Here is a 25,887-nt window from a genome sequence, read left to right as displayed (position 1 = left end):
GCCGTCCCGGCTAGGCGAGCAGGCGCTCCACGGCCGGGCCGCCGAACTTGCCCTCGGGGTCGATCTCGCGCACGAGGTCGGCGAAATCCGCCAGTCTCGGGTAGGCCGCGACGATCGCCGCGTGCGGCAGGGCCGACAGCTTGCCCCAGTGGGGGCGCGGGGTGAACGGGGCCAGCGCCTCCTCGACCCGGGGGATCAAGGCCGCGACCTCGGCGGGGTGCTTCTTCCAGGTGAAGGCGATGCCCAGGCTGTCCTGTGGTGTCGGGCTCAACCAGAGCGGGTCGCCCGCGACGGTGCGGGTCTCGCAGGTGTGCAGGTGCGGGCGTAGCTCGTCGCCGAGGCGTCGTACGGCGCGGAGGGCGGCCGCACCGTCCTCGAGGGCGACGAAGTGTTCGCTCTGCAGTTCGGAACCCACGGACGGGGTGGCGTCGATGCGGAAATGCGGCAACCGGTCGGCCCACGACCCCACGCTGCCGTCCATGGGCGTCGACTTCGTGCCGGTGACCTCCGCGTGCTCGTCGACGGGGGCGGGGCGGGCGCCCCACAGGTCACGGGGCATCGACACGTCGGCGAGGCCCTCGGGCACGCGCGACTTGACCAGCACCTCGCGGATGCGGTGGTCGAACTCGTGGAAGAAGCTGACGCTGTACCCGGCTCCCATGACGTCCATGAGGTGGTCGTCGACGCTCGACCAGGGCAGGTCGACGTAGGTGTCCTGTCGCATGCGGAACCCGGGCTGGACGTCGAGGGTCACCCTGACCACCACGCCGAGGGCGCCCAGGGCCACGACGCTGCCGTCGAAGCCCGGCTGCCCACGACGCACGGTCCGGAGCGACCCGTCGGGCCCGACGATCTCGAGGGCCGACACCGCGCTGGACAGGCTCCCGAGGCCGAGTCCCGAGCCGTGGGTGCCGGTCGCGATCGCGCCACCCACCGAGATGTGCGGCAGCGAGCCCATGTTCAGCAGGGCGAGTCCGTGTCGGTCGAGGTGCTGCGCGACGACGGCGTAGTTCGTGCCGGCTCCGACGGTGACGCCGTGACCGTCGTCCGAGATCACCGGGTCGGCGGGCAACGCCGTGGTCGAGACCAACAACCCCGGTCCGTCGGCCACGTCGCTGAAGGAGTGGCGCGTGCCCAGGGCCCGGATGCGCGGGGCCCCGGCGACCAGCTCGCTCAGCTCGTCGATCGTGGTCGGCTGCACGACCCGGGTCGCCCCGTAGCTGAAGCTGTCGGCCCAGTTGCGCTCGTCGCGTCGGGGTGGCCGGAGGGTCTCGTGCGTCGTCGTCACCGGTCGAGTCTCGCACGCGTCCCCGGCGGGCCCGGCGCCCGGTGTCGCACGCGTCACCGCCGCGCCCGGCGTCCCCGGCGTCCCCGACGCCCCGCGGCTCAGGCGGCGATGCCCTCCTCGTCCTCGCGGACGACCACGCGCTCGTTCGCGAGCCGGGTGCGGCGCACGCTCCAGAGGTGGGTGAGTCCGGCGAGGGCGAGCCCCGCGGCCAGCCAGAGTGCGAGCGTCAGACCGGCCCGGCCCCATCCCTGGCCGGGGAAGTACACGATCGACTGCGTGGCGTGCAGCCAGGCCGAGCCGTTCCAGAAGGCGCCCAACGCGCCGAAGAAGGGCGGCACGAGCTGCGACGAGAAGACTCCGCCCGAGCTGGTGAAGTTCAGCATGACGAAGAGCATGGTCAGGGCCGGCGTCGTCCAGTGGCGGAACAGGGGGTGCAGGCCGATGCCGATCACGACGACGGCGGTCACGTACAACCAGCTGACGAGGGCGACGCCCCAGAGGCCGGTCGTGACGATGCCGTAGACGGGGCCGACCACGACGGTGCCGATCGCCGCGATCACGGCCGCCGTGACGACCCCGGCGAGGAGGCGCGAGCCGAGTCCCAGCCGGGCGCTCGCCGCCGAGATGGCTGCGGCACTCGCGTACGCGCCGACGCTCAGGGCGACGAGCAGGAAGAACAGGCCCTGTCCGGTCGGGTCGCCCTCGCCGCTCGGGACGACGTCGTCGACCTTCAGGGGCAGCCCGAGTCGGTAGGCGACCGGACCGAACACCTTCTGCAGGACGCTCGCGGTCGTGTCCGACGCCGCGGACGAGACGTACAGCGTCGCGTCGGTGGCGCCCACCTCGAACGCACCCGAGATCTCGCGGTCGGTGATGAGCCTGCGCGCCGCGTCGGCGTCGGCGACGGTGCGCACGTCGAGGGCGTCCGGGTCGGCGTCGTTGAGCTGTTGGGCGAAGACCTCGCTCTGGGCCGAGCTGCCCACGACGGCGACGGGCACGTGGTGGGGGGTCGGGTGGCCGAAGGCGCCGAGGTAGGCGAGGGCCATGCCGGTGGCCAGGAAGAGCGGGATGAGCACGTGCAGGCCGAGGGACCGCCAGGCCGCTGCGTCGGGACGCGGGCGGCGCGCGGTCGCGGGCCCGGCGTGCTGGTGACCCCGGTGGAGGCGCGGGTCGGGTCGGTCGTCCCGGTCCCGGAGCGCGTCGGCGCGGAACGGGTCGTGGTCGGGGCGTGCGCCGTCGTCCGGGCGGTGCAGGGTCAGGTCGGTGGTCGTCACGGGGCTCCTCGTGGTCGGGGGCGCCGTTGCCCGTCGGTCTACAGTTGCATTATGCAACACAAACGACCCCCTCGGTGTTCCCGACCACCCGCCGTTAGGCTGATCCCGTGACGGACCAGCGGGGGCAGCGAGGAATCGACACGGTCTACTCGGAGCTCGAGACCGTGTCCCGACGGGCCGTCGCCCGTGCGCGGCACAAGAGTGCCCCGCTGTCGTTCGTCGAGCACTCGCTCGTCACCTTCATCGCCACCCACCCCGGCTGCCGCGCCACCGACATCGCCGCCGACTTCGGGCTGAACCGCTCGACCGTCTCGCGCCAGCTCGGCGGACTCGTCGAGCTGGGCCTGGTCGAGCCCGGCGCGGGGGCCGCGGTCGAGGGTCGCCGCGGCCAGGCGCTCACGCTGACCGCCCGTGGTCGTGACCTGCTCGCCCGATCGGTCGACGCCAACCGGTCCGCACTGGCCGACCGGCTCGAGGGATGGACGGCCGCCGAGGTCGACGCGCTCGCCGCGGCGCTCCACCGTCTGAACTCGGCCTTCGTCGACTGACCCGCCTGGCGGCTCGGCGCCCGTGCCCGGTGCCGGGTGCCCGATGGCCGGCCCGGCCCGGCCCGGCCCGGCCCGGCCCGGAACGGCGATGCCCGTCGTCGTGGGCGACGGCTGTCGCCGACCCGCGCCTCCTCGTCGATCGGGGTACAGATCGTGTGACGGATGTGACTGGAGTCATGTCGTGCATCCCCCTGTGAACCCCTGACTGGGGACATGCCGATGACGAGAAACCCTGAGGTGCGGGTTTACCCTTCCCGGTTCCGCCCGTAGGCTGAGCGGGTTCCCCACCCCCGACGACCGTCGATCCGGCGCGTCCAGCGGGCTCAGGACCGACCACAGATAGGTGCTCCTCCGTGACTTCGCCCGTGTCCCTGCCCCGCCGTCAGGGCGTCGCCGCCGCCGTGGCGACGGTGCTGCTCAGCCTCACGCTCGTCGCGTCGGGCGCGGTGCTCGGGGGCTCGCCCGCACAGGCCGCCTCGTACCCGACGTGGGACGACGTCCAGGCGGCCCGGTCGAGCGAGTCGGCGAAGGCATCCGAGGTCAGCCGCATCCAGGGGCTGCTCGACCAGCTCGCGAGCGACGCCACCACCGCCCAGGCCGAGGCCGAGCGTCTCGGTGCCGAGTTCGAGCAGGCCCAGGCCGATGCCGACGCCGGTGCCGCCAAGCTCGCCGAACTGCAGTCGCAGGCCGACGAGAAGGCTGCGGTGGCCGACGCCAGCGAACAGCGCGCCGGTCAGGTCTCGGCCCAGCTCGCCCGCACCGGTGGCGGTGACGTCTCGTCGCAGCTCGTGGGCGACACCGAGCAGGCCGACGACCTGCTGTACCGCCTCGGCGCGATGAGCAAGCTCACCGAGCAGACCGACGGCATCCGTCAGCAGGCCGTGAACGACCGCAACGTGGCCCAGTCGCTGTCCGACCAGGCCAAGGTCGCCTCGGACGCGCTCGTGAAGTTGCAGGGAGCCGCCCAGGTCTCGATGGACGAGGCCCAGGCCGCGTCCGACGCCGCCGCGGCCGCCGTCGCCGCCCAGCAGGAGAACGAGTCGCGCCTCCAGGGCCAGCTCGCCGTGCTGCAAGACCAGAGCCTGCAGACCGAGGCCGACTACGCCACCGGCGTCGAGGTCGCGCGTCAGGCCGAAGAGGCCCGCAAGGCCGCCGCCGCCGCCGAGGCCGCCCGCCAGGCCGAGGCGCTCCGTCAGCAGCGCGCCGCGGCTGCCGCGGCCGCCGCTGCCCGACCCTCGACGCCCTCCGCACCCGCGCCCGCCCCGTCCGCCGGCGGCGGTTCGTCCGGCGGTGGCGGCGCCTCGAGCGGCTCGGGCTGGGTGCGCCCCAGCGCGGGGTACATGTCGAGCGGCTACGGCATGCGCGTGAACCCCGTGACCGGCGTGTACCGCATGCACGACGGCATCGACCTGGCCCCCGGCTGCAACAGCCCGATCTACGCGGCGACCTCCGGGACGGTCACCTTCGCGGGCCTGACCGGCGGCTACGGCAACTACATCCAGGTCAGCCACGGCGGCGGCGTCTCGACCGCGTACGGCCACATCGTCAACGGGGGCATCAAGGTGTCCCGCGGGCAGAGCGTCGTCGCGGGCCAGTTGATCGCGCTCGTCGGTTCGACCGGCAACTCGACCGGCTGCCACCTCCACTTCGAGACCCGCGTCGGCGGCGCCTCGACCAACCCCGTGCCGTTCATGGCCGCGCGGGGCGTGCGACTCTAGGCACCCCACGAGGGGGCAGAATCGTCTGGTGACGAACACCGCTCCCTCTGCCCTGCCCCCGCTGCATCTCGAACGCGTCGCCTTCGACGATCCCCGTGCCGTCGCCCTGCGCGACGCCATGGACGCCGAGATGACCGTCCGCTACCACCGAGACGTCGTCGAACCCGACGAGGTCGTCGAGGCCCGGAACGCCGCCCTCACGGTGCACCCGTCGAACGTGCTGGCCACCGTGCTGGTGGTCGTCGACGACGGTGCCGACGGCGGCGCGCCCGTCGGCCACGCCCTCGTGCAGAGCCGGGACGGCGAATGGGAGGTCAAGCGGGTGATCGTCGCGGACGGTCAGCGTGGCCGCGGCATCGGCCGGCTGCTGATGGCCGAGCTCGAGGCGGTCGCCCGAGAGGGCGGTGCCCGCCGACTCATCCTGCAGACCGGGGACCGTCAGCCCGACGCCGTCGCCCTCTACGAGAAGATCGGCTTCACCCGCATCCCGACCTACGAGCCCTACGTCACGACTATCCCGCAGTCGATCTGCTTCGAGAAGCCGATCGCCTGACGTCCGGCGGCCGACGCCCCCCGAGGAGGCGCGGGTCGACACGACGACGGAGGCTCGCCCCGGTCGCGTGACCGGGGCGCGCCTCCTGCGTTCCGTGGGCGGGCGTGTCCGTACGGGTCTTCCGTCCGAGGCCGCCCGTCGCCGGCGGAGCCGCCCGAGGTCGCGGACTAGAGGCCGGCGGTCGAGCGGATCCAGGTCGCGCTCTGCGACAGCACGGCGTAGTTCGAGCCGGCGCGGGTGTTCGCGCCCGGGTCGGCCTCGTCGCCGGTGGAGCAGACGGCCACGATCTGGCCGCCCACGATCAGGGGGCCACCCGAGTCGCCGTGGTTCGCCGCGCCGGTGGTGCCGGTCAGGTGCTGTGCGGCCCCGCCGTAGGCGTCGGTGCTGCGGCCGGTCAGGCCCACCGTCGCCTGGTACAGGCCGTCGGACTGCACCGAGTTCGCGCGCAGGCCGTAGCCCATGATCGTGCCGCTGCCCGACGACGTCGCCTGGAACCCGAGGTTCAGCGTCGGGTAGCTGCCGAGCGCCTTCGACTGGCCGAGGTGCACGAGCGCGATGTCGCCCGCGGGGGCGGCGGCGACGCGGTCGACGGCGATCGCGGTGCCCGGGTTCGTCGTGCTGTTCGAGTGGTACACCTGCATCGAGGTGACGCCGTCGATGCAGTGGCGGGCGGTCAGCACCCAGCTGGCGTTGATCTGCTCGCCGGTGCAGGCGTAGCTCGCGGTGCCGCCGGTCCGGAAGACCAGCTGCACGGCCCACGGCGTCGTGGGAGCCTTCTCGCCGCCGACGACGTCCGTCGAGCGGATGGTGTCGACGGGCCCGGCGGCGACGGCCGAGGTCGAGACCCCGAGCGATCCGACGACGAGGGCTGCGGCGGTGAGGGCGGCGGCGACGGAGGTCTTCATGTGGTTCCCCTTGGTTCGTGTGGTGCGTGTCGGGTGGTGCCTGCCGGGCGGTCCGGTGATCGACCGACCGGGTGGATCGGACACGTGCCGCCTGGGTCGAGCTTCCGCCTGGCCCTCGTTCGGGGGCAAGTCGGCACTCTGGCCGACTTGACGGCGGGTGTTGCGCGTGGCAACAGCGCCGGTGCTCGCGAGGGGTGGGGGCGGACGGGTAGCGTGTGCGGGTGATCACGCGACGAGACGCCGCCCTGCGACTGGACATCCCGCTCGAGATGGCCAAGCGCCACGGCCTGCCGCCGAAGATGACGGTCGACGAACTCGTCGCGATCGAGCGGACGCCGCCGGCCTGGCTTGTGCAGTCCCGGGCGAACCGCACGGGCAAGCCGGTCTGGGTCGAACTGGAGTGCGTCGTCTGCGGCTACCACGAGGCGGCTCGCCCCAAGAAGTGGTGGCCCGAGTACACCTACCTCAGCTGCGACGACCACGGTGCGGACGAGTTGCCCGAGCCCGAGCCGGGCGTCGTGCGCGCCGAGGTCGACGGCGTCGGCACCCGCTTCGTCGCCATCGTCGACGTCGCCCCCTGACCCGACTGCTTGCCCGGGAGGCGCGCGCCGCGTCGGTCAGACCGTGTACTGCACCGAGACGGGCGGCTCGAGCCCGGCGAGCAGGTGCACGTACGCCTGGCGGGCGTCCTCGACGAGCAGTTGCCGCTGGATGTGTTGGTCGTGCCAGTCGACCAGGTCGTCGGGCGTGACGTCGTCGACGTCGTCGGCCACGAGGTAGGTGAACGCGTAGGCGCTGCCGCCGTCGTCGAGGGTGCGACGGTAACCGAGGGTCTGGCGGCTCAGGGCGTCGACGAAGACCTCCCAGCCGGGGTCGCTCGCGTCCGGCAGGGTGACGTCGACCACGGGGTGGGCGGCGCCGACGGCGGGGGAGGCGAGTCTCGTCCCGAGGGTGGCCGTCCGCATCGTCGTGGCGGCGGGCCCGGCCGCCGCGAGGTCGACCGGGTCGGAGTCGTCGGGCACCGGACGGCCCCTGACCGGGCCCGGGTCAGGCGAACCCGCGGCCGCAGGGGCTGCCGCCCGGGCCGCAGCGGAGGCGCCGGCCAGCGACGCCTCGGGAGAGCTCGTGTCGACGCCTCGGACCACGTCGTGGTCGACCCGGGCGACGGCACGCGCGAGGGCGCCGTCGAACAGCTGCAACCGTCGCGCCGTCGCCCGCAACCAGGCCTCGAGGGCGTCTCGTTCGTCGGACGAGAAGGGCTCGGGCTCGAAGAAGTGCACGGCGAAGGACGCCGCCTCGACCGACCACTCCCACGCGAGCACGACGCGGAGGAGTGCCGACCGTCGGGGCATCAGGGCGAGCGTCCCCTGGCGCAGCCCGGGTGAGAAGTGCAGTTCGGGTTCGTCGAGCAGGTGCCGGACGCCGCGGGCCGCACCGGTCGAGGTGGTCGGCACCAGGAAGTCCACCCGGACCTCTCGCCAGGGTGTGGCCCGGACCGGCGGCGCGTCCTCGTCACGCAGCACCGTCAGGCTGCGCGGCATCTCGGGCGGCAGGGGTGACGGGGCGTCTGTGGGGTCGACGGGATCTCGGTCGTTCGGTGCCATGGCCCGAGAATGCTGGCACGGCCCGATGCGAGCCGCCTGGACGAGCCGGGGCCGCGTCGCCTGGCGGTCAGAACGACAGCTGGTCGACCGACGTGAGCGGCACCCACCCCGCGCGGATGCCGTCCGGCGGCTCGATCGTGGGCACGGGCCGGAGCGTGTCGGCCTCGGCGAGTTGGGCGAGGTCGAAACCGGTCATCTCGGCGATGTCGCGGACGGGCACCTGGTAGGTGCGGTACGGCCCGAGGGGCGGCGGGTCGCCCTGCTCGTGCGCGCGGGCGAAGGCCGCCTCGAGGTCGACGCCGTCGAGTTCGGGGGACTGGTCGAGCAGGTACGCCGCGCTGCGCAACGAACCGCCGTCGGAGGTCGTCCAGGCCGCGACCTTGAAGAACCGACGGGGCAGGCGGATGCCGCGGTAGGGCGCGTCGTCGTCGAGCAGCACGGGCGCCGTGAAGACCGTCAGCCGCTGCCGATGCGTGGAGGCGTACTGCAGCACCTGGTCCTCGAGGCCGAGCCACAGTTCTTTCGACTGGTTGAACTCGGCGGCCTGGGGTGCGGCGTTGGTGAAGCTGAAGGTGTCGACGTTCGCCGCGGCCGCGACGGCACGCTCGCCCCAGACCGGGTCGCGCCGACGCACGAGGTGCCCCCGGTCGAGGTCGTTGGAGGCGTACACCTCGGGACCCGTCTGCTCGTCGTCGGGCACGCGCTCGTCGAGGTGCCAGTCGTCGCCCCGGCCGAGGTCGACCAGCGACGACCCGTCGATGTTGACGGCCGTCAGGGCGGCCAACCGCCGGACGGGGTCGAGCAGCACCGTGAAGTGGACGTAGGGCAGCTCGCGGACGGTGGCGTGGACGGCCGGCAGGGGCACGTCGACCGTGAGGAATGACGGGTCGTACCCGGCGCGCCCGAGGTCGGCGGTGCTCGCGGTGGTGCGGTCGTCTGCGGTGCTCATGCGCGCCTCCGGCGGGGTCGTCGTGCTCGTGGGCCCATCATGCCCACGACCCCGGACATCGGTCCGGCCGCCACCGGAGGACGGCCCACCGGAGGAGGGCCGGCCGGGGCTCGGTCGGCCGAGCCTCGGCCCGCCGGGGCTCAGTCGGCCAGGATCGTGTAGAGCGCGCGGCGTGCCTCGTCGAGCTTGGCGGTGGCGGCGGCCCGCTGGGCGTCGCTGCCGTCGTGGTGGAACTGCTTGACGACGCCCATGAGCTTCATGAGGCTGGTCTGGAACTCGCGGTCGGTGTCGCTCGCGTCGTCCGCCGTGGCGGCCCAGGCCCTCTCGATCTCGTCGGCGTGTTCGGCCACGTAGGCCCGGCCTGCGTCGGTCAGCGTGAAGACGCTCTTGGTCGCGGCCTCGTCGGACGAGATGAGCTCTTCGTCGACGAGTTGCTGCAGCGTGGGGTAGACCGAGCCGGGGCTGGGCTTCCACGTGCCGTCGGTGCGCTCGGCGATCGCCTTGATCAGGCCGTAGCCGTTCGACGGGGTGTCGGACAGCAGCGAGAGGATCGCGAGGCGCACGTCGCCGCGTCGTGCCCGGCCGCGTCCTCCGCGGCCCGGTCCGAAACCGCCGGGACCGAAGCCCGGGCCGCCGGGGCCGAAACCGGGGCCGAAGCCGCCGAAGCCCGGACCGGGGCGGAACCCGCGGCCGAACGGACGGCCGAAGCGGCCGTGACCCTCGCCGCGGCCGATCGGGTCGTGCCGGGCGTCGGGGGAGTCGTGGTGCCGGCGACGGGGGTCGCCGTGGTTCTCGGTGGTGAAGTCGGTACCCATGGGGTACTCCTCTCGGGTCGGGGGGAAGAGATCGAGGTCGCGACGTCCTGTCGCGATGTGTCAAAGATATGTCGGTTACTATCGTCTGTCAACGGTCCGGCGGACATCCGGGCAGAAAGAAAGGAGGCGCGTCCCGAGTGGGACGCGCCTCCTTCCGTCGAGCCGTCAGTTCGCGGCTTGCACCCCGAACGCCGAGGCGAGCTTCTCGATCTTCTGGGCCCGGCCCAGGCGGGGCAGGTCGCTGCCGTCTCGGATGACCCGGCCGCGTCCCTCGAAGTCGGCGAGGAAGTCCTGGGCCCAGGCGACGTCGGACGGCGTGGGGCTGATGACCTCGTTGATCACGGGCAGCTGCTCGACGTCGAGGCAGAGCTTGCCGGTGAGGCCGAGGGCGACCGCGACCCCGGATTGCTCCCGCAGGACGGGGTGGCTGCTGCCCACCGTCGGGCCGTCGATCGGGCCGGGCAGCCCGCCGATGCGGCTCGCCACGACGAGGCGGGAGCGGGGGTAGGCCATGGCCAGGTCGTCGGCGCTCGTGCCGGTGTCGCGGCGGTAGTCGCCGCTTCCGAACGCGAGGCGGAACGCCCCGCGGGCCTTGGCGATGGCGGGGCTCTCCTCGATGCCGAGGGCCGACTCGACGAGCGCGAGCACCGGCACCGCGCCTCCGAGTCGGTCGAAGGTCTCGGTGACGTGTTCGGGCGCCTCGGTCTTGGCGAGCATGACGCCGTGCAGTCCGGGCAGGCCCATCAGGGCGTCGACGTCGTCGGACCAGAAGTCGGTCGAGCGGTCGTTGATGCGCACCCAGGCCTCGCCGCCGCCCGTGAGCCAGGCGACGACGTCGTCGCGAGCGGCGGGCTTGCGGGCCGGGTCGACCGCGTCCTCGATGTCGAGGACGATCTGGTCGGCGCGGGACGCCTGGGCCGAGTCGAAACGGTCGGGGGCGGTGCCCGGCACGAGCAGCCACGAACGGGCGATGTCTGCCTTCGGTCGCGTGCGGGCGGCCGCCGCGGCCCGGCGGCCCGTCGCCGCGGAGTCGGTCGCGCCGGAGGCCGTCGCGGTCGGGTCGGAGGGGGTCTGGCTGGTGTCGGTCATGACGTCGTCGTCCTTCGTCGCTCGGCGGTCCGGTCCACGCTACCGGCTCGTCCGCGCCCGTGAGTCCCGCGGGTGCGGGCGGGGGCTCCCGGCCCGGGGTGCCGTTCGGGCGTAACGTTCAGGCGGATCACAGATCCAGGGAACGACCCCACCGACAGGAGTGAGCCATGACCGACGCGAACGATCCGCGGCGCGACCGCCCCGACCACGAGGGACGCGATCCCCAGCACGGCGACACGAACGACGCCCCGCGGTCCGACGAGACCGGCGAGACGGTCGAGCCGACCGAGGTGCCGTACGGCTCCGAGGTCCCGACCCAGCAGCCCCCGGCCGTCGACTTCGGCGGCGACGCCCCGACGCAGCAGCAGCCCGCCGTCGACTTCGGGTCCGACGCCCCGACGCAGCAGGCCCCCGTCGCCGACGCCGAGGACCGCCCGGTCGTCGCCGAGGCCCCCGCCACCACCGACGCGTCCGGCCCGGAGGCCCACGAGGCTCCCGCGTCGTCCGACGAGGAGGCGCTGCCCGATTCGGTGCCCGCCGAGTACGTCCCCGGCGACACCGGGTCCGACCAGCGCGCCGACGCCGACGCGTCGACCGACGCCGACCGCCGCGACACCGAGGTCCTCTCGGAGTCCGACCGCGACGCGGCCTCGACCGGCCGTCCCACCGAGGCGGTGCCCATGGTGGCGCCGACCGAACCCGCCCAGCGGGCCTGGTCCGCCTCCTCGGACGGCACGCGCCGTCCGCTGCACGACGACGAGGCCCTCCGTGCGGCCGAGGCCGCCCGCGCCGGCGAGCCCGCCACCGGTGACCGAGGGGACGACACGGCCACCGCGGCGTCCGCGACCGCGGCGACCGGCGCCTCCTCGTCCTCGCACGACGGGTGGGTCGACGACCGCTCGGACGCCGAACGCGACGCCACCGACCGCGCCGCGGCCGAGCGTCAGCCCTCGTTCGGTCAGGACGCCCCCACCGCCGTCGCGCCCACCGCGGCGGCAGCCGGAGGCGCGGCCGCAGGAGCCGCCGCGGGCCGCGACACCGGCTCCCACGCCTACCCCCTCATCAAGGACTCGGGCATCGACCACGTGTCGGTGCGCCGTGAGCTGCTCGCCCAGCAGAAAGAGGAGTTCGGCGGCATCCGCTTCGGCGCCGGCCTGCTCGGCTGGTTCGCCGCGACGGGCTTCGGCCTCGTCATGATCACGATCTTCGGCGGCGTCCTCGCGGCCTGGGGCGGGGTCGCATCCGGTTCGACCGCCATGGCCGACCTGCGCAGCTTCACGACCGACAACGCCGACGTGCTCGCGCTGACCTCGGGCATCGTGGTGCTCGCGATCATCTTCTTCGGGTACCTCATCGGTGGTTACACGGCGTCGCGCATCGCCCGCTTCAGCGGCTTCAAGCAGGGGCTCGCGACCTGGCTCTGGGGTCTGGTCATCACGATCGTCCTGGCGATCGTCGTCGGCGTCGTCGGCACCCAGACCGGAGACTCGTCGTCGCCGAACCCGTTCGTGCCCTCGATGGACGACCTGCAGTCGTCGTCCCTCGCCGGTCTCATCGGCCTCGGCCTCGTCGTCGTCCTGAGCTTCGCAGGTGCCGTCCTCGGTGGCCTGCTGGGTCAGCGGTACCACCGCAAGGTCGACCGCTTCTTCTCCGAAGAGGACTGAGCGCCGCGAGGGGGCGTCCCGGCCGGGTCGCCCCCTCGCCCCCTCGCCCCATCCGACGCGGCCCGGGCGTCGAACACCGATCAACCCCACCGGGCAGCACAGACAAGGACCATTCATGCGCACCCCCTTCCGTTCCTCCCTCGGTCGAGGCGTCCTCGGCGTCGTCGCCACCGGAGCCCTCGTGTTCTCGCTCGCGGCCTGCGCCTCGACCTCGGACTCCGAGAGCAACAACACGGCCCCGACGCACCCCGTCAACCAGACCCGTGAACCCGGCCCCGGCGAGAGCATGCTGCCCGAGGCGTCCATCTCGGATCTGTCGAACGGCGTCGACACGCAGGTCGCCGTGGACGCGTCCTTCGTCGAGGCCCTCACGAGCCTGGGCCTGACCCCCGGCGTCGTGGGCACCGCGACCTTCACCGACGGCACCTTCGCGTTCCCCATCACGGGTGGCAACGTCGACTACTACGGCCCCGACAGCGACGTGCGACCTTACGTCCAGGGCGAGATCGACCACGACGGCTCCGGCCTGTCGCTGACCTCGGCCGACGGCACCGTCGTCGAACTCACCGACTTCCGCATCGACCCGGGCGAGAGCAAGCTCTACGGCACCGTCACCGCCAACGGCACCGTCGCCGCCGAAGACGCCTACCTCTTCAACCTCTACGGTGGCACGCTCAAGCCCATCCAGATGGAAGGTTCGAACGCCGTCCTCGAGGGCACCACGGTCCACGTCAGCCCCGACGCCGCCGCCCTGCTGAACCAGACCTTCAAGACCGACGCCGTCCAGGACGAGATGCTCGTCGGCGTCGCGAAGATCACCGTCGCCACCGAATAAGCGACACCCCCGCTCGACCGATCGGGCACGTAGCCGATCACCGAGAAGAACCCCGTTCGCGAAGAAGAACCCCGATCAATCGTGGTTCGTCTTCGTGAACGGGGTTCTCGGCGTTCGGGCGCGGCGTTCGGTGTGCGGGCGCGGCGTGCGGCTTGCGGGCGGGTTACGGAGGTCTCACACCAAGGTTTCGGCGTACCGAAACCTTGCTAGGGTCGAGGCATGAGCTCGTCCGACACCCGCCGTGCCGACGCCGACCACCCCCGTGACGGCCGTGCCCCGCAGGTCGTGCACGCCCGACCGCGCGGCACCCTGCTCGGCCCGGCGTTCGTCGCCGCGATCGCGTACGTCGACCCCGGCAACGTCGCCGCCAACCTCACGGCCGGGGCGGCTTACCAGTACACGCTCCTCTGGGTGCTCGTCCTCGCGAACGCCATCGCGGTGCTCGTCCAGTACCTGTCGGCGAAGCTCGGCATCGTCACGGGTCGGTCGCTGCCCGAGGTGATGGGCACGCGCCTCCGTCGTCGGCCCCTCCGGCTGGCGTACTGGGGTCAGGCCGAGCTGGTGGCGGCCGCGACCGACGTCGCCGAGATCATCGGGGGAGCCCTTGCGCTCCAGCTGCTCTTCGGGGTGCCGCTGGTCGTCGGGGGTCTGATCACCGGCCTCGTCTCGCTCGGCCTGCTGCTGCTCACGAGGTACCGCAGCGGGCGAGTCTTCCAGACCGTCGTCATCGCCCTGCTCGCCGTCCTCACGCTCGGCTTCTGCGCGGGGCTGCTCTTCGCCCCGCCGTCGGCCGGAGGCATGCTCGCCGGTCTCGTGCCCCGCTTCGAGGACAGCACGGCGGTGCTGCTCGCCGCGTCGATGCTCGGCGCGACGGTCATGCCGCACGCGGTCTACCTGCACTCCGCGCTCACCCGCGACCACCACGGCGTCGTGGCCGAGGGGGCGGACCGTGCCCGCGTGCTGAAGGCCACCCGGTGGGACGTCGTGCTGGCGTTGCTCGTCGCCGGCGGCGTCAACATCGCCATGCTCGTGCTCGCGGCCTCGACCCTGTCGGGTCAGGACGGCACCGATACGATCCCCGGGGCCCAGCGGGCCATCGCGGCGGCGCTCGGGCCGGTGATCGGCGTCCTGTTCGCCGTCGGCCTCCTCGCGTCGGGTCTCGCGTCCACGTCGATCGGGGCGATGGCGGGCGCCGAGATCATGAAGGGCCTGCTGCACGTGCAGGTGCCGCTCATGGTGCGCCGGGTCGTCACGTTGATCCCGGCCCTCGTGCTGCTCGCGACGGGCATCAGCCCGACGTGGTTGCTCGTGCTCAGCCAGGTCGTGCTGAGCTTCGGCATCGCCTTCGCCCTCGTGCCCCTCGTCGTCGCGACGAGCGACCGGTCGCTCATGGGCACGGGAGTCAACGCCGTCGGGACGCGGATCGCCGGTTGGGTGGCCGTGGTCGTCGTCGTGGCCCTCAACCTCGTGCTGATCGGGCTGACCGTCTCGGGGGCGTGAGGGGCGGCGGCGAGGCGACCCGCGCCTCCTGCGTTCCCGACCCGACCCGACCCGCCCCGGCCCGGCCCGGCGCGGCCGGGACGAGCCGCACCGTCAGCGGTCGGCGCCGCCGGTCGTGGGTTCGATGTGCGGGCCGTCGTCGGGGTCGGCGCCGGCCGCGGCCTTCTCGGCCTGGCGACGGTCGAACGCCGCCTGCATCGACTCGGCGTGGTCCGTCTTGGCCTTCGCGAGGGCCTCGTCGTCACCGCGCATGGTCGCCGCGGTCGAACGCAGGCGCGCCCCCACGGCCTTCACGAAGTTGGCCGGGCTGGGGCTGAAGTCGTCGCTCTCGTCGCCGTCCCCCGCGTCGACGTAGTGGTGCAGCTCGACGCCCTCGTCGTGCCGGATCGGCTGCTGGGCGTGCTCGACGCAGAGCTTGGCGACCTCTTCGGCGTGGGCGTGCATGACGGAGTGGGCGGCCCCGGGCATCTCCCACAGGCGGGACGAGGGCAGCAGTTCGCCGACGCGGCGCACCCACTCGCGTGGGGCGACGGCGTCGTGCTCGCCCCGGATGACCAGGGTGTCGGCGGCGATCTGCGGCAGGTGCCGCTCGATCGGGTACGTCATCATCTTCGGCAGGATGCGGGAGAACCAACGCACCCCGCAGAGCACGTAGGCGCTCAGGGCCAGGAACTTCACCCGGCCGGGCTCGTGCCAGGCGGCCCGGGCGAACCGCACCGCCTGCTCGAGCACGTGTCGATGGGCCGGATCGATCACCGGCCCGATCAGCACGACGGTCGACAGGTCGGGTCGGCGCGCGGCGAGGTCGACGACGATCTGCGTGCCCATCGAGTGCCCGACGACGACCGGGTCGTGGAGTCCCAGTTCGTCGATGGCGGTGCCGACGAGGTCGGCGTACTCGCGGATGCTCAGGGCGTGACCCGGGTGCGGCACCCCGGCGAAGCCCGGCAGGTCGAGAGCGTGCACGGGGCCGAACTCGTTGAGGTTCGGCGCGAGGCGCTCGAAGTAGTCGGACGAGACGCCGATGCCCGGCACGAGGACGAACGGACGCTCGCCCGTGTCGCCGATCGTGTTGACCCGCACGTAGAGGTCGCCCCGCTCGACGCGACGCACGGTGACGGTCGTGTCGACGTCCCCCGCTCGCGAGGCGTCGCGGGCGGCCGAACGCCGTGGCGAACCGGCGTGGCGACGTCGAGGGGTCATCGGATCAGTGTGGCACGGTGGGCTCGGAGCCCGGGACGGTGGCGCGGGCGGGGTCCCCGGTGGCAGGCTGACCCCGCCGGGTCCCGCCCGCGGCGCACCGCCTCCGCCCCACCGCCTCGACCCACCCGCCTCGACGAGAGAAGAGTCATCGTGCCCGCTGCCGACATCGTCCGGACCGTCACCCTCGCCGCGCCTCCCGCCGTGGTCTTCGACGCCGTCACCACGGGCACCGGCGGGTGGCTCTGGCCCGGTGAGGTCGAACCCCGGGTGGGAGGCGCGGCCGGGCCGGGTGCGGTGGTCACGGCCTGGCGACCGGGTCGCCACTACGCCAACCGCATGGAGGGCGAGGGCGGCTGGTTCAACGAGCTCGACTTCGCCCTCGCGGCAGGCGACGACACCGAGGAGGCGACCCGGCTGACCTACCGGCACTCGAGCGTCTTCGACGAGGGGCAGGTGCCCGGCGTCGAGGAGCACACCGACTTCTACCTGCACACCCTCGCCGAGTACGTCGCATGGTTCACGGGGCGGGAGGCCACGTTCACGAGCGTCGACGCCCCGGAGTCGTCGCGGGCGGCGGGATCGGCCGCCCGGGTGCTGCAGGCCCTCGACCTGGCCGACGACGTCGAGGTCGGTGACGCCGTCGTGGTCGACCTGCCCGGCGTCGGTCCGGTCGCCGCGGGACTCTCGTACCGCACGGCGTCCTTCGTGGGGCTGCGGACCGCGAGCGCGCTCGTCCGCGTCTTCGGGCGGGAGGCCTGGGGGGCCGGGGTGAGCGTCAGCGTCCACGACTTCGCCGACGGGGCCGACGCCGCCGCGACCGGGTCGGCCTGGCAGAGGTGGCTCGACGACCTGTTCTCGTGAGCCGCGCCTCCTCGTCCCCACGGAGGGGTGACCGGGCCGTCCGGTGAGGGCGCGGTGCCGTCAGGCGGAGGCCACGACGACGTCGAGGGCGCGGAGGTTGCGCCGCAGGATCAGCGAGAGGGCGAGTGCGGACGCCGGCCCGGCGGCCCGCATCCACCACGCGGCGGGGAGCCAGACGACGCGGATGTCGAGGGTGACGCGGTCGTCGTCGTGGTGGTGCACGCGGTAGCTCTCCCAGCCGCGCTGCGGGTGGCCGACCAGGGCGGCGTGTCCGAAGCCGATCTCGGTGGCGGACCGGACGACGGCGAACACCCGGCAGGCGACCGGTGGGTGCACGGGGCCGAGGGTCACGCCCCAGACGCTCGTCGCACCGACGGCCACGCGGACGGGCACCTCGAGGGGCACGAAGCCCGAGCCGCGGTGCACCTGCCAGTGCAGCACGGCGTCCCCTGCGGCCTCGAAGGCGGCCCGGCCGTGGCCGATCACCCGACTGCGCGTCGTCACGTGGAATCCGGTCGGCGGCGGACCGTCGAGGGTGGGCTCGCCCTCGAAGGCGTAGCCGTCGCCGAACCGGGCGCGGTACGGGTGTGACGTCATGGGTCGACCCTGCCACGTGAGGACGCCGGGTCGGGGCATGATCGGACCGTGACCGACGCGACCGCCCCGACGCCGACCCCGCCCACGGCCTTCCTGATCTTGCACGGCTGGCAGAACCATCGTCCCGAGGGGCACTGGCAGCGCTGGCTCGCCGGCGAGCTCGAGGCCCGCGGACACGTGGTGCGCTACCCGCAGCTGCCCGACGCCGACGAGCCCACGCCCGCCGCCTGGGACGCCGCGGTGCGACACGAACGGGCCGCCCTGCCCGCGGGCCGTCCGGTGACGGTGCTGTGCCACAGCCTCTCGTGCCTGCTCTGGTTGAGGCTGCAGGCCGGCGTCGCGCCTCCGTCCGCCGACCGGGTCGCGCTGGTCGCGCCTCCGTCGCCCGAGCTGATCGTCGGCCAGCCGATCCACGCGTTCGTGGCCGGGGAGCTGTTCGACGGGCGGCGGCTCGCGCTCGGGGGCGACGACGAGTCGGTCGTCGTCGCCGGGGACGACGACGAGTGGCTGCCGCTCGGCCCGGTCGACACCTGGGAGGCGCGGGTCGACGCCCCGGTCGTCGTCGTGCCCCGAGGCGGTCACCTCACCCCCGACTCGGGCTACGGCGAGTGGCCGGCGATCCTGGCCTGGGCGCTCGGGGCACCGGCGGCGGAGGCCTTCGGCTGATCCGCCGTGCGCGGTGCCCGACGGTCGCGCAGCGCCTCCGCGTCGGGCCTGCGGATCGGACCCGCGCCGGGCCTGCGGATCGGGCCCGCGCCGGGCCTACGCGTCTGGCGCGAGGAAGGCGGCGGCGGCGCGTGACAGGTAGGCCGGGTCGTCGGCTCCGCACAACTCGCGGGCCGAGTGCATGCCGAGCAACGGGATGCCGACGTCGATCGTCCGGATGCCGAGCCGCGTCGCGGTGATCGGTCCGATGGTCGAGCCGCAGGGCACCGAGTTGTTCGAGACGAACTCCTGGAACGGCACACCCGCCTGCTCGCACGCCCGTGACCACTCGGCCGCCCCGAGCCCGTCGGTGGCGTAGCGCTGGTTCGCGTTGATCTTGAGCAGTGGCCCGCGGTTGACGACCGGCTGGTTGACCGGGTCGTGCCGCTCGGGGTAGTTCGGGTGCACCGCGTGCCCGGCGTCCGCGCTCAGGCACCACGACCCGGCGAGTGCCCGGCGGTGATCGGTCGTCGTCGCCCCGAGACCGGCCGAGACCCGGGCCAGGACGTCCTCGAGCAGCGGCCCGGCTGCACCCGACGGGGTGGCCGAACCGACCTCTTCGTGGTCGAACGCCGCGAACACGGCGACGTGGTCGAGTTCGACGCCCGAGGTCGCCGTCTCGACCAGTGCGACGAGACCGGCGTGGGTCGACGACAGGTTGTCCATGCGCCCGGCGGCGAAGAGCTCGCCCGACATCCCCAGGACCGCAGGAGGCGCGGTGTCGGCCACGACCACGTCGTACCCGGTCACGTCGGCTCCGGTCAGCCCGGCCAACCCGGCGAGGTGGCCGAGGACGTCGGCCTCGTCGAGCGGCCCCGCCCCGACCACGGGGTTCAGGTGGCGCTGGGGGTCGAGCTTCAGGCCCTCGGCGTTGACGCCCCGGTCGAGGTGGACGGCGAGCTGCGGGAAGCGCAGCAGCGGCCCGGTGCGCACCAGGTGCGTCTCGCCGCTGCGGGTGACCAGTCGGCCGGCGAACTCGAGGTCGCGGTCGAGCCACGAGTTGAACAGCGGACCGCCGTAGACCTCGACGCCGGCCTGCAGCCAGCCGCGGGTGCCGGTCGTCGGCTTGGGCTTCAGCTTGAAGCCGGGGGAGTCGGTGTGCGCTCCGACGACGCGGAACGGCGTCGTGGCCGTCGCGGTGGCCGGCTCGATCCAGGCGATGACCGCGCCGTCGCGCACGACGTAGCGACGGCCCGGGCCCGAGGGCCACTCGGCGGTCTCGTCGAGGGCGGTGAACCCGGCGTCGTCGAGCCGGCGGGCGGCCTCGGCCGCGGCGTGGAAGGACGAGGGCGAGGCCTGGATGAAGCGGGCGAAGTCGTCGAGGTGGGGGCGCGTGTCAGTCATCCCCACCAGCATGCACCACCCGGTCGCCGCCGAGACCTCACGAAGGGGCCGAGGCCCCTGCTCGCGCACGTGGGTCTCGGCGCGCTCCCGGGGTCTCACACGGGTCAGCGGCCGCCGCTGCCGCCGCGGTTCGCGCCGATGTCGCCGCGGTGGGCGTTCGCCTCGGGGTCGGCCGAGTGCGGGTCCTCGTCGTCGACGGTCAAGGCGGCGTCCTGCTCGCCCGAGACGCCCCCGGGGCTCACGGCGACGTAGCCGTCCTCGCCCGAGTGGCTGCCGCCGAGCGGCTGCGTGACGTCGCCGTCCGGCGTCGCGTCGCCCGATGCGGCGGGTTCGCCCTGCGTGTCGGTCGGGCCCGTGCCGTGGGCGGCCCGGTGCGTCTCGATCGCGGCGGCCTCGACCGCAGCCTGGTCGTCGGGTCGGTCGTCGTCGGTGTTCATGCTGGCCGCTCTAGTCGTGGAGGAAATGTCGGGGAGTGGAACGGTAGACGCCCCCGATCCACGGTGTTCGGCGCCCGTCACTCGGGCACGGGAAGGGAGGTCGCGTGGAGGGCGAACCAGACGCCGGCGACGAGCAGGCCCACGGCGACGAGCGGGAGTCCGACGGTGCGGTTGCGGACGCCGTAGGCGATCCAGCCGACGATCGCCGCCGTGCTCACGAGGGCGAGGGCGGCAGCGACGACGGCCAGTGCCGGGGACGGAGAATCGCGCTGCCACTCGGACAGTCCTGCCGCGACGGCCGGGACAGGCGTGCTGATCCACATGGGCAGGAGCGCCGCGTCCCCCAACCCCTTGAGTGTCGGGCGTGTGTCGTCATCCCAGCGTGCTCGGTAGAACCCGTCGACATGCGTGCCGCCGAGGTGCGGCGGCAACATGGCCACGAGATCGCGGGGCAGGTCGGCACCCGGTTCGAGTCGCAGATAGGTGCGGAGACGGTTGAGGGTCGTGATGCCGGTCATCACGCGCCAGAACACCCGGCGTTCGTGGGCGGTCGTGTAGCCGTCGATCACGATGCCCCACCGGGCCGCCTGGTCGACATGGCCTTCCGCCCGGGCGAAGTCCGTCAGGGCCATCCGGACCATCAGATCCCGGGGCGCCTGCTCGGCCAGCGCTCGCAACAGGACCCGCGCCTCCTCGATCTCGTCCGCGGCGCGATGCGCGCTGACGATGTCGAGGGTGCCGTCGATGTCCACCGGACGAGTATCGAGCATTCCGGCGGCCGGGCGCCTCACGGCGCGGTCGGCAGCACCGCGGCCCAGAGGTGGAACAGGGCGTAGGCGCGCCAGGGCGACCACGGTGCCCCGGCGACCTCGGCCTCCTTCGTCGTCAGGCCGCCCATCACGCGCCGCAGCACGAGGTCGCCCGCCGGCCAGGCGTCGCGGTCGCCGAGGGCGCGCACGGCCAGGTACTCGACGGTCCACGGGCCGATGCCGGGCACGGCGAGCAGGCGTCGGCGGGCGTCGGCGTGGTCGACGTCGGGGGCGATGACGAGTCCGTCGGCGACGACCTCGGCCAGGGCGTGGATCGTCCGCGCGCGACTGTTCGTCACCCCGACCGCGGCCCGCAGCTCGTCGACGTCGGCGGCCGCCAGGCGGTCGGCGCGGGGGAACCGCGTCAGGCCCGTCCCCGCGACGGGTTCGCCATGGGCCGCGACGAGCCGCCCGGTGAAGGTGCGCGCCGCGGCGAGCGAGACCTGCTGCCCGAGCACCGTCATCACGGCCGTCTCGAACCCGTCGGGGTTGCCCGTCACGCGGATGCCCGGACGCGCCGCGACGAGCGGCCCGAGCACGGGGTCGTCGGCGAAGCCCCGCTCGACGTCGTCGAGGTCGGTGTCGAGGTCGAGCCACGTCCGCACGACGCGTCGTGCCTCGTCGACCGTCGCCTCCGTCGGCAGCACGCCGTCGGGCCCGGTCACCGTCACGTCGACCCCGGTGGCCGCGAACGACAGGTCGAGACGGTGGGAGGCGCGCTCGGCTCCCGTGCCCAGCTCGACCAGTCGCGCGTGCGTGGCCGCGGCGACGTCGGTGGCTTCGGCCCCCGGCACGCTGTGCGCCGCCAGCAATCCCACGGCGTGCGCGTGGTCCCAGGCGCCGACGGGTTCGACGACGAAGCGCGCGGGCGCCCCGTGCGGTACCGCCCCGACCGGTGCCGCCCCGTCGGGTGCCGCCCCGTCGGGCGAGTCCGCGGTCACGACCCGGCCGCCCGGGGGCCGCCGTCCGGCACCGGCCGGCCGTCGTCGCCCCACACCCCGGACGACCCGCGGCGGTGGCTGTCGACGAGGTGCGTGTCGACGATGCCCGCGGCCTCCATCAGCGCGTGCATGGTGGTCGGCCCCACGAAGGTGAACCCCTTCGCCTTGAGTGCCCGCGAGAGGGCGAGCGACTCCGGCGACGTCGTCGGCACCTCGGCCATCGTGCGGGGCCGGGGTGTCTCGGCCGGCCGGAACGACCAGACGAAGTCGACCAGGCCGCCGTCGGCCCTCAGGTCGAGCGTCGCCCGCGCGTTGCGGATCGTCGCGTCGACCTTGAGTCGGTTGCGGACGATGCCCGCGTCGGCCATCAGCCGTGCCCGGTCCTCGTCGTCGAAGCGGGCGACGACCTCGGGGTCGAAGTCGGAGAACGCGCTCCGGAACGCCGGACGCTTGCGCAAGATCGTCGCCCACGACAGCCCCGACTGGAACGCCTCGAGGCTCAGCCGCTCGAAAAGGCCCCGCTCGTCCCGGACCGGCAGCCCCCACTCGGTGTCGTAGTACTCGCGCAACAGCGGATCGGTCGACGCCCAGACCGGCCGGGCCAGCCCGTCGTCACCGACCACGACGCCCGCGCCCGCCACGTCCGACGGCACCGCTCCCGGGTCGGACGCCGTCACGCCGGAGGTCACCGCGTCGCTCACGCCCCCGCCTCGAGGTCGATCAGGATCTGCTTGGCCGCCATGCCCCCACGGTAGTTGCCCGAGGACCCGTCGCTCCGCACCACCCGGTGGCAGGGGACGACGAGCGGCAGGGGGTTGGTGGCGCAGGCCGTGCCGACGGCCCGCACCGCGCGAGGACTGCCCGAGGCCAGCGCCACCGCGGCGTAGCTCGCCGTCGACCCGTAGCCGATGTCGGGCAGGTGCTTGAGCACCGTCCGCTGGAACCCCGTCGACAGGCGCCGGTCGAGCGGCAGGTCGAACGCGCGGCGCTCGCCGCGGAAGTACTCGTCGAGCTCGCGTGCCACGGTGTCGAGCCGTGACGGCGCCTCGACGATGCGCGGGCTGACCGTCGAGGCGAGGCGGTCGAGCACCGTGTCGTGCCCCTCGATCTCGAAGGCCACCCGCAGCACGCCCACGTCGGTGGCGCAGACGAGCAGGAGGCCGACGGGGGAGTCGAGGGTGCGGTACGCCACGTCGACCGCCCCGACGCCGAGGGCGGTCTCGGCGAAGCGGGCGTGCAGCGCGGCGAGTCGCTCGTCGGTCGGGTCGAGGCCGGTCAGCAGGTCGCCGGGGTCGGTCGACGCGTCGATGGGGGAGGCGGTCATCGGATGCCCTTCGGCTCGGGGGACGGGGAGGAGGCGCGACCGGCGGCCCGGACGGAGGCGCCGGTCGCGCGAGGCGTCGCGGGGTCGGCCAGCAGCCGCCGCAGCGCCGCGATGCCGTCGGCGGACGCACGCCGGGCCGCGTCCGCGCTGATGCCGGTCAGCTCGGCGACCTCGCGGTGCGAGAGCCCGACGAGGTGGTGGTAGACCACGGCACGCCGCTGGCCCGGCGGCAGGGTGCGCAGCGCCCCGTCGAGCTCGTCCGCGCGCGCGACGGTCTCGTCGTGAGGAGGCGCGGGCGGCGGTTCGGGCACCGTCTCGACCGGGCGGGGGCGACGCTCCCGTGCCCGCAGCACGTCGATCGCCTTGCGGTGCGCTATGGTCACCAGCCACGCCTCGAGGTTCGTCGACGCGGGGAGCGACGGATACGCGACGAGGGCCGCCACGAACGTCTCGCTCCAGGCGTCGTCGGTGTCGTGCTCGTCGAGCACGGCCCGGCAGACGCGCCAGACCGTGCGACCGTGCCGGGCGACCACGCGCTCGAAGGGTTCCACGTCAGAACAGCCGACCGGAGTCGGGGCCCGACGGCTGGTCGGCCTCCAGCCCGAGCAGGAACCGTTTGCGGTCGAGCCCGCCGGCGTAGCCGACCAGGGCCCCGCCCGAGCCGACCACGCGGTGGCACGGCACGACGATGCTCAACGGGTTGAGCCCGTTGGCGGCGCCGACCGCGCGGGCCAGGCCGACGCCGCCGAGTGCGGTCGCGAGCTGACCGTAGCTGCGGGTCTCGCCGAAGGGGATGTCGCGGAGGAGCGTCCACACCCGCACCTGGAAGTCGTTGCCGCGCGGTGCCAGCGGGAGGTCGAAGGAGCGCCGCTCGCCGCCGAAGTACTCGCCGAGCTGGCGCCCGACCTCGGCGAAGTCGCTCAGGCCGACGCCGTCCCGCGAGACCGGGCCGAAGCCGGTCGGATCGGGCAGGTGGCGGTGCTCGTCGAAGTAGAGGCCGACGAGGCCCGTCTCGCCCCCGACGACGGTCAACGGGCCGACGGGGGTGTCGACGCTGGTGTGGACGCTCACGGTGCCTCCTGGCTCTCGGCGATGGTATCCACCCCGTAGACGCGGCAGCGGCACCGGATGTGAGGTCACCGGTCGACGAGATCGGACGCCCCGGGCCGACCGGGCCGGACGGTCCGACCGAACCGGTCCGGGTGATCGGGCCGGGCCGTCGAGCAGGTACCCTTGAACGCCCGGTCCGGGCACTCCACACTGTCGGGTGTGTGCGAGCGTCCGGGCCGGGTCTCTCGTCTCCGGCCGCCGGGCCCCGTTCCGATCGCCGGTCGGGCTAGTGGCGCGTGCTGAACTCGCTCTCGCCCACGGGGGTGATCTCGCTCACCTCGACCCGGTCGACCCGGGCCCCACGAGGTCCCTCGTCCAGCCATTCGAGCAGCAGCGCCACCCGGTCGGGCCGTCCCTCGACCTCGACCTCGACGGTCCCGTCGGGCAGGTTGCGGACGAAGCCGCCGACGTCCAGTCGGTCCGCCTCGCCCTCGGTCGAGAAACGGAAACCCACGCCCTGCACCGAACCGTGCACGAGGGCCCGGCGTCTGATCACGTCGTCCATCGCTCGACCGTACCCGCGCCTCCTCGGGCTCGCCCTCGTTCCGCGCCCGGACGTCTCAGCCCGCCACGAAGTGAACATCCCGCCACGAGAAAAGATGGCGGGATGTTCATTTCGTGGCGGGGTGGCGGGGTGGCGGAGCGACGGCTCACGCAGGGCGACGGCCGAGCCGACGCCGGTCGCCTCGCTACTTGTCGACCGTGGACATGTCGGCGTAGCGGGCACCCTTCGGCGCGGCCACGTCGTCGAGCTGGTGCACCTGCTCGGCGTCGAGCACCACGTCGTCGGCCGCGACGTTCTCGTCGAGGTAGGCGCGGCGCTTCGTGCCCGGGATCGGCACGATGCCCTCGCCCTTGGCGAGCAGCCAGGCGAGCGCGACCTGACCCGGCGTGGCGCCGACGGCCCGGGCGACCTCGTCGACCTGCTGCACGATGCGGACGTTGGCCTGCAGGTTGTCGCCCGAGAAGCGGGGAGCGAACCGGCGGAAGTCGTCCTCGGCGAGCTCGTCCACCGAGCGGATGGTGCCCGTGAGGAACCCCCGACCGAGCGGCGAGTAGGGCACGAAGCCGATGCCGAGCTCGCGGACGGTCGGCAGGATCTCGGCCTCGGGCTCACGGCTCCACAGCGACCACTCGGTCTGGAGGGCGGTGATCGGGTGCGTCGCGTGGGCACGGCGGATCGTCTCGGGCGCCGCCTCGGACAGCCCGAGGAACCTCACCTTGCCGGCCGTGACGAGCTCGCCCATGGCGCCCACGGTCTCCTCGATGGGCACGAGCGGGTCGACGCGGTGCTGGTAGTAGAGGTCGATGTGGTCGATGCCGAGGCGCTTCAGCGAGCCGTCGACCGACCGGCGGACGTACTCGGGGCGACCGTCGACCGTGCGTTCGGCGCGGGCCTCGGGGTCGGTCACGTTGCCGAACTTCGTCGCGACGACGGCGTGGTCGCGGCGGCCCTTGAGGGCGCGGCCGAGCAGCTGCTCGTTCGTGTGCGGGCCGTACATGTCGGCGGTGTCGAGCAGGGTGACGCCCACGTCGAGCGCGCGGTGGATGACGCGCACCGACTCGTCGTCGTCGGTGCTGTTGCCGGTGTAGAAGGCGGACATGCCCATGAGGCCGAGGCCGAGGCGGCCGACGTCGAGTCCGCCGTCGACCTGGCCGAGTGTGGTGTTCTTCATGGTCCCGAGCCAACTCCCTCGCACCCGGTGCGGGCACATGCCCGGCCCACGGGCCGACGGACCGCAGGAGGCGCGGTGCCCGTCGACCGGACACCGCGCCTCCTCGGCCTCGTGGGGTCAGGCCGCGAGGGTCGCCGC

At 73.6% G+C, this 25,887-nt stretch carries 28 protein-coding genes; 9 read left to right on the top strand and 19 right to left on the bottom strand.

Translation table 11 applies throughout. From position 1 onward, the window contains the following. Positions 1-10: 10 nt before the first annotated feature. Both EDF21_RS05780 and EDF21_RS17015 read right to left on the bottom strand, forming a co-directional pair. On the bottom strand, positions 11-1,288 hold the full coding sequence (locus tag EDF21_RS05780; protein ID WP_233568368.1) for an FAD-binding protein: 1,278 nt from the start codon (positions 1,286-1,288) through the stop codon (positions 11-13). A gap of 98 nt (positions 1,289-1,386) precedes the next feature. Next, positions 1,387-2,562: a hypothetical protein gene (locus tag EDF21_RS17015; protein ID WP_233568367.1), complete on the bottom strand. Its 1,176-nt coding sequence runs from the start codon at positions 2,560-2,562 to the stop codon at positions 1,387-1,389. Between the two features lie 107 nt (positions 2,563-2,669). Between EDF21_RS17015 and EDF21_RS05775 the strand changes: the two genes are divergently transcribed. The 3 genes from EDF21_RS05775 (at position 2,670) to EDF21_RS05765 (ending at position 5,381) form a co-directional block, all read left to right on the top strand. After that, complete coding sequence (locus EDF21_RS05775; RefSeq protein ID WP_123570572.1) at positions 2,670-3,110, top strand: MarR family winged helix-turn-helix transcriptional regulator; 441 nt, start codon at positions 2,670-2,672, stop codon at positions 3,108-3,110. 353 nt (positions 3,111-3,463) lie between these two features. Further along, positions 3,464-4,828 carry a peptidoglycan DD-metalloendopeptidase family protein gene (locus EDF21_RS05770; RefSeq protein ID WP_148053639.1) on the top strand — a complete coding sequence of 455 codons (1,365 nt, stop codon included), beginning with the start codon at positions 3,464-3,466 and terminating at the stop codon, positions 4,826-4,828. 28 nt (positions 4,829-4,856) lie between these two features. Then, entirely contained in the window at positions 4,857-5,381 is a 525-nt protein-coding gene (locus EDF21_RS05765; protein WP_233568366.1) for a GNAT family N-acetyltransferase, read from the top strand. Positions 5,382-5,548: 167 nt separating this feature from the next. On the opposite strand, the gene EDF21_RS05760 is transcribed toward EDF21_RS05765, so the two are convergent. Next, positions 5,549-6,286, bottom strand: a complete 738-nt coding sequence (locus tag EDF21_RS05760) for a trypsin-like serine protease (RefSeq protein WP_123570571.1) — start codon at positions 6,284-6,286, stop codon at positions 5,549-5,551. Positions 6,287-6,507: 221 nt separating this feature from the next. Here EDF21_RS05760 and EDF21_RS05755 point away from each other — a divergent pair, with 221 nt between their 5' ends. Then, on the top strand, positions 6,508-6,867 hold the full coding sequence (locus tag EDF21_RS05755) for a hypothetical protein (protein ID WP_056046678.1): 360 nt from the start codon (positions 6,508-6,510) through the stop codon (positions 6,865-6,867). Positions 6,868-6,903: 36 nt separating this feature from the next. Here EDF21_RS05755 and EDF21_RS05750 read toward each other — a convergent pair whose 3' ends face one another. The 4 genes from EDF21_RS05750 to EDF21_RS05735 all read right to left on the bottom strand — a co-directional run bounded on the left by EDF21_RS05750 (position 6,904) and on the right by EDF21_RS05735 (position 10,743). Next, the gene (locus EDF21_RS05750) at positions 6,904-7,890 is read right to left on the bottom strand and encodes a hypothetical protein (RefSeq protein ID WP_148053638.1); all 987 of its coding nucleotides are present in this window, start codon (positions 7,888-7,890) and stop codon (positions 6,904-6,906) included. A gap of 67 nt (positions 7,891-7,957) precedes the next feature. After that, positions 7,958-8,839: a DNA/RNA non-specific endonuclease gene (locus tag EDF21_RS05745; protein WP_056046674.1), complete on the bottom strand. Its 882-nt coding sequence runs from the start codon at positions 8,837-8,839 to the stop codon at positions 7,958-7,960. 140 nt (positions 8,840-8,979) lie between these two features. Continuing rightward, positions 8,980-9,654 carry a PadR family transcriptional regulator gene (locus EDF21_RS05740; protein ID WP_123570569.1) on the bottom strand — a complete coding sequence of 225 codons (675 nt, stop codon included), beginning with the start codon at positions 9,652-9,654 and terminating at the stop codon, positions 8,980-8,982. A 165-nt stretch (positions 9,655-9,819) separates the two neighbouring features. After that, positions 9,820-10,743, bottom strand: coding sequence for a CoA ester lyase (locus EDF21_RS05735; RefSeq protein WP_082460322.1), 924 nt, complete (start codon positions 10,741-10,743; stop codon positions 9,820-9,822). Positions 10,744-10,910: 167 nt separating this feature from the next. On the opposite strand from EDF21_RS05735, the gene EDF21_RS05730 reads away from it, so the two are divergent. The 3 genes from EDF21_RS05730 to EDF21_RS05720 all read left to right on the top strand — a co-directional run bounded on the left by EDF21_RS05730 (position 10,911) and on the right by EDF21_RS05720 (position 14,742). Further along, positions 10,911-12,407 (top strand): CvpA family protein, encoded by a 1,497-nt coding sequence (locus EDF21_RS05730; RefSeq protein ID WP_123570568.1) that lies wholly within the window; start codon positions 10,911-10,913, stop codon positions 12,405-12,407. Between the two features lie 115 nt (positions 12,408-12,522). Continuing rightward, positions 12,523-13,242, top strand: coding sequence for a hypothetical protein (locus EDF21_RS05725; protein WP_123570567.1), 720 nt, complete (start codon positions 12,523-12,525; stop codon positions 13,240-13,242). Between the two features lie 219 nt (positions 13,243-13,461). After that, positions 13,462-14,742, top strand: a complete 1,281-nt coding sequence (locus tag EDF21_RS05720; protein WP_123570566.1) for an Nramp family divalent metal transporter — start codon at positions 13,462-13,464, stop codon at positions 14,740-14,742. 93 nt (positions 14,743-14,835) lie between these two features. Here EDF21_RS05720 and EDF21_RS05715 read toward each other — a convergent pair whose 3' ends face one another. Continuing rightward, on the bottom strand, positions 14,836-15,945 hold the full coding sequence (locus EDF21_RS05715; RefSeq protein ID WP_123570565.1) for an alpha/beta fold hydrolase: 1,110 nt from the start codon (positions 15,943-15,945) through the stop codon (positions 14,836-14,838). A 150-nt stretch (positions 15,946-16,095) separates the two neighbouring features. On the opposite strand from EDF21_RS05715, the gene EDF21_RS05710 reads away from it, so the two are divergent. After that, the gene (locus tag EDF21_RS05710; protein WP_056046667.1) at positions 16,096-16,806 is read left to right on the top strand and encodes an SRPBCC domain-containing protein; all 711 of its coding nucleotides are present in this window, start codon (positions 16,096-16,098) and stop codon (positions 16,804-16,806) included. A gap of 60 nt (positions 16,807-16,866) precedes the next feature. Here the strand turns inward: EDF21_RS05710 and EDF21_RS05705 are convergent, their stop codons facing one another. Further along, a complete protein-coding gene (locus EDF21_RS05705) occupies positions 16,867-17,403 on the bottom strand; it encodes a DUF1990 family protein (protein WP_052505354.1) in 537 nt (178 codons plus the stop codon). Between the two features lie 48 nt (positions 17,404-17,451). On the opposite strand from EDF21_RS05705, the gene EDF21_RS05700 reads away from it, so the two are divergent. Then, positions 17,452-18,069 carry an alpha/beta hydrolase gene (locus EDF21_RS05700; RefSeq protein WP_123570563.1) on the top strand — a complete coding sequence of 206 codons (618 nt, stop codon included), beginning with the start codon at positions 17,452-17,454 and terminating at the stop codon, positions 18,067-18,069. A gap of 96 nt (positions 18,070-18,165) precedes the next feature. Here EDF21_RS05700 and EDF21_RS05695 read toward each other — a convergent pair whose 3' ends face one another. The 10 genes from EDF21_RS05695 to EDF21_RS05650 all read right to left on the bottom strand — a co-directional run bounded on the left by EDF21_RS05695 (position 18,166) and on the right by EDF21_RS05650 (position 25,749). Then, positions 18,166-19,452, bottom strand: coding sequence for a M18 family aminopeptidase (locus EDF21_RS05695; protein WP_056047805.1), 1,287 nt, complete (start codon positions 19,450-19,452; stop codon positions 18,166-18,168). 104 nt (positions 19,453-19,556) lie between these two features. Next, positions 19,557-19,889, bottom strand: coding sequence for a hypothetical protein (locus EDF21_RS05690; protein ID WP_123570562.1), 333 nt, complete (start codon positions 19,887-19,889; stop codon positions 19,557-19,559). Between the two features lie 77 nt (positions 19,890-19,966). Further along, positions 19,967-20,641: a hypothetical protein gene (locus tag EDF21_RS05685; RefSeq protein WP_123570561.1), complete on the bottom strand. Its 675-nt coding sequence runs from the start codon at positions 20,639-20,641 to the stop codon at positions 19,967-19,969. 35 nt (positions 20,642-20,676) lie between these two features. Next, on the bottom strand, positions 20,677-21,639 hold the full coding sequence (locus tag EDF21_RS05680; RefSeq protein ID WP_123570841.1) for a DNA-3-methyladenine glycosylase: 963 nt from the start codon (positions 21,637-21,639) through the stop codon (positions 20,677-20,679). Next, on the bottom strand, positions 21,636-22,316 hold the full coding sequence (locus tag EDF21_RS05675) for a DNA-3-methyladenine glycosylase I (protein WP_370274455.1): 681 nt from the start codon (positions 22,314-22,316) through the stop codon (positions 21,636-21,638). Before EDF21_RS05675 ends, EDF21_RS05680 begins: the two co-directional genes overlap by 4 nt. A 20-nt stretch (positions 22,317-22,336) precedes the next feature. Then, positions 22,337-22,963: a methylated-DNA--[protein]-cysteine S-methyltransferase gene (locus tag EDF21_RS05670; RefSeq protein ID WP_123570560.1), complete on the bottom strand. Its 627-nt coding sequence runs from the start codon at positions 22,961-22,963 to the stop codon at positions 22,337-22,339. After that, positions 22,960-23,514, bottom strand: a complete 555-nt coding sequence (locus EDF21_RS05665; protein WP_123570559.1) for an RNA polymerase sigma factor — start codon at positions 23,512-23,514, stop codon at positions 22,960-22,962. Before EDF21_RS05665 ends, EDF21_RS05670 begins: the two co-directional genes overlap by 4 nt. A gap of 1 nt (position 23,515) precedes the next feature. Then, positions 23,516-24,034: a methylated-DNA--[protein]-cysteine S-methyltransferase gene (locus EDF21_RS05660; protein ID WP_056046652.1), complete on the bottom strand. Its 519-nt coding sequence runs from the start codon at positions 24,032-24,034 to the stop codon at positions 23,516-23,518. Positions 24,035-24,299: 265 nt separating this feature from the next. Further along, positions 24,300-24,578, bottom strand: coding sequence for an acylphosphatase (locus EDF21_RS05655; RefSeq protein ID WP_056046650.1), 279 nt, complete (start codon positions 24,576-24,578; stop codon positions 24,300-24,302). A 184-nt stretch (positions 24,579-24,762) separates the two neighbouring features. Beyond that, positions 24,763-25,749 carry an aldo/keto reductase gene (locus EDF21_RS05650; protein WP_123570558.1) on the bottom strand — a complete coding sequence of 329 codons (987 nt, stop codon included), beginning with the start codon at positions 25,747-25,749 and terminating at the stop codon, positions 24,763-24,765. Positions 25,750-25,887 lie beyond the last annotated feature (138 nt).

Source organism: Frigoribacterium sp. PhB118 (assembly GCF_003751725.1).
GTDB lineage: Bacteria > Actinomycetota > Actinomycetes > Actinomycetales > Microbacteriaceae > Frigoribacterium.
The sequence above is the reverse complement of the archived record's forward strand: the minus strand, read 5'-3'. Positions and strand labels throughout refer to the sequence as shown.

What these genes read in the sequence shown, in the direction of transcription:
- EDF21_RS05760 (WP_123570571.1), bottom strand. Translation starts at nt 6,286, where the DNA reads ATGAAGACCTCCGTCGCCGCCGCCCTCACCGCCGCAGCCCTCGTCGTC.
- EDF21_RS05750 (WP_148053638.1), bottom strand. Translation starts at nt 7,890, where the DNA reads ATGGCACCGAACGACCGAGATCCCGTCGACCCCACAGACGCCCCGTCA.
- EDF21_RS05745 (WP_056046674.1), bottom strand. Translation starts at nt 8,839, where the DNA reads ATGAGCACCGCAGACGACCGCACCACCGCGAGCACCGCCGACCTCGGG.
- EDF21_RS05740 (WP_123570569.1), bottom strand. Translation starts at nt 9,654, where the DNA reads ATGGGTACCGACTTCACCACCGAGAACCACGGCGACCCCCGTCGCCGG.
- EDF21_RS05735 (WP_082460322.1), bottom strand. Translation starts at nt 10,743, where the DNA reads ATGACCGACACCAGCCAGACCCCCTCCGACCCGACCGCGACGGCCTCC.
- EDF21_RS05730 (WP_123570568.1), top strand. Translation starts at nt 10,911, where the DNA reads ATGACCGACGCGAACGATCCGCGGCGCGACCGCCCCGACCACGAGGGA.
- EDF21_RS05725 (WP_123570567.1), top strand. Translation starts at nt 12,523, where the DNA reads ATGCGCACCCCCTTCCGTTCCTCCCTCGGTCGAGGCGTCCTCGGCGTC.
- EDF21_RS05720 (WP_123570566.1), top strand. Translation starts at nt 13,462, where the DNA reads ATGAGCTCGTCCGACACCCGCCGTGCCGACGCCGACCACCCCCGTGAC.
- EDF21_RS05715 (WP_123570565.1), bottom strand. Translation starts at nt 15,945, where the DNA reads ATGACCCCTCGACGTCGCCACGCCGGTTCGCCACGGCGTTCGGCCGCC.
- EDF21_RS05705 (WP_052505354.1), bottom strand. Translation starts at nt 17,403, where the DNA reads ATGACGTCACACCCGTACCGCGCCCGGTTCGGCGACGGCTACGCCTTC.
- EDF21_RS05695 (WP_056047805.1), bottom strand. Translation starts at nt 19,452, where the DNA reads ATGACTGACACGCGCCCCCACCTCGACGACTTCGCCCGCTTCATCCAG.
- EDF21_RS05690 (WP_123570562.1), bottom strand. Translation starts at nt 19,889, where the DNA reads ATGAACACCGACGACGACCGACCCGACGACCAGGCTGCGGTCGAGGCC.
- EDF21_RS05670 (WP_123570560.1), bottom strand. Translation starts at nt 22,963, where the DNA reads ATGACCGCCTCCCCCATCGACGCGTCGACCGACCCCGGCGACCTGCTG.
- EDF21_RS05655 (WP_056046650.1), bottom strand. Translation starts at nt 24,578, where the DNA reads ATGGACGACGTGATCAGACGCCGGGCCCTCGTGCACGGTTCGGTGCAG.
- EDF21_RS05650 (WP_123570558.1), bottom strand. Translation starts at nt 25,749, where the DNA reads ATGAAGAACACCACACTCGGCCAGGTCGACGGCGGACTCGACGTCGGC.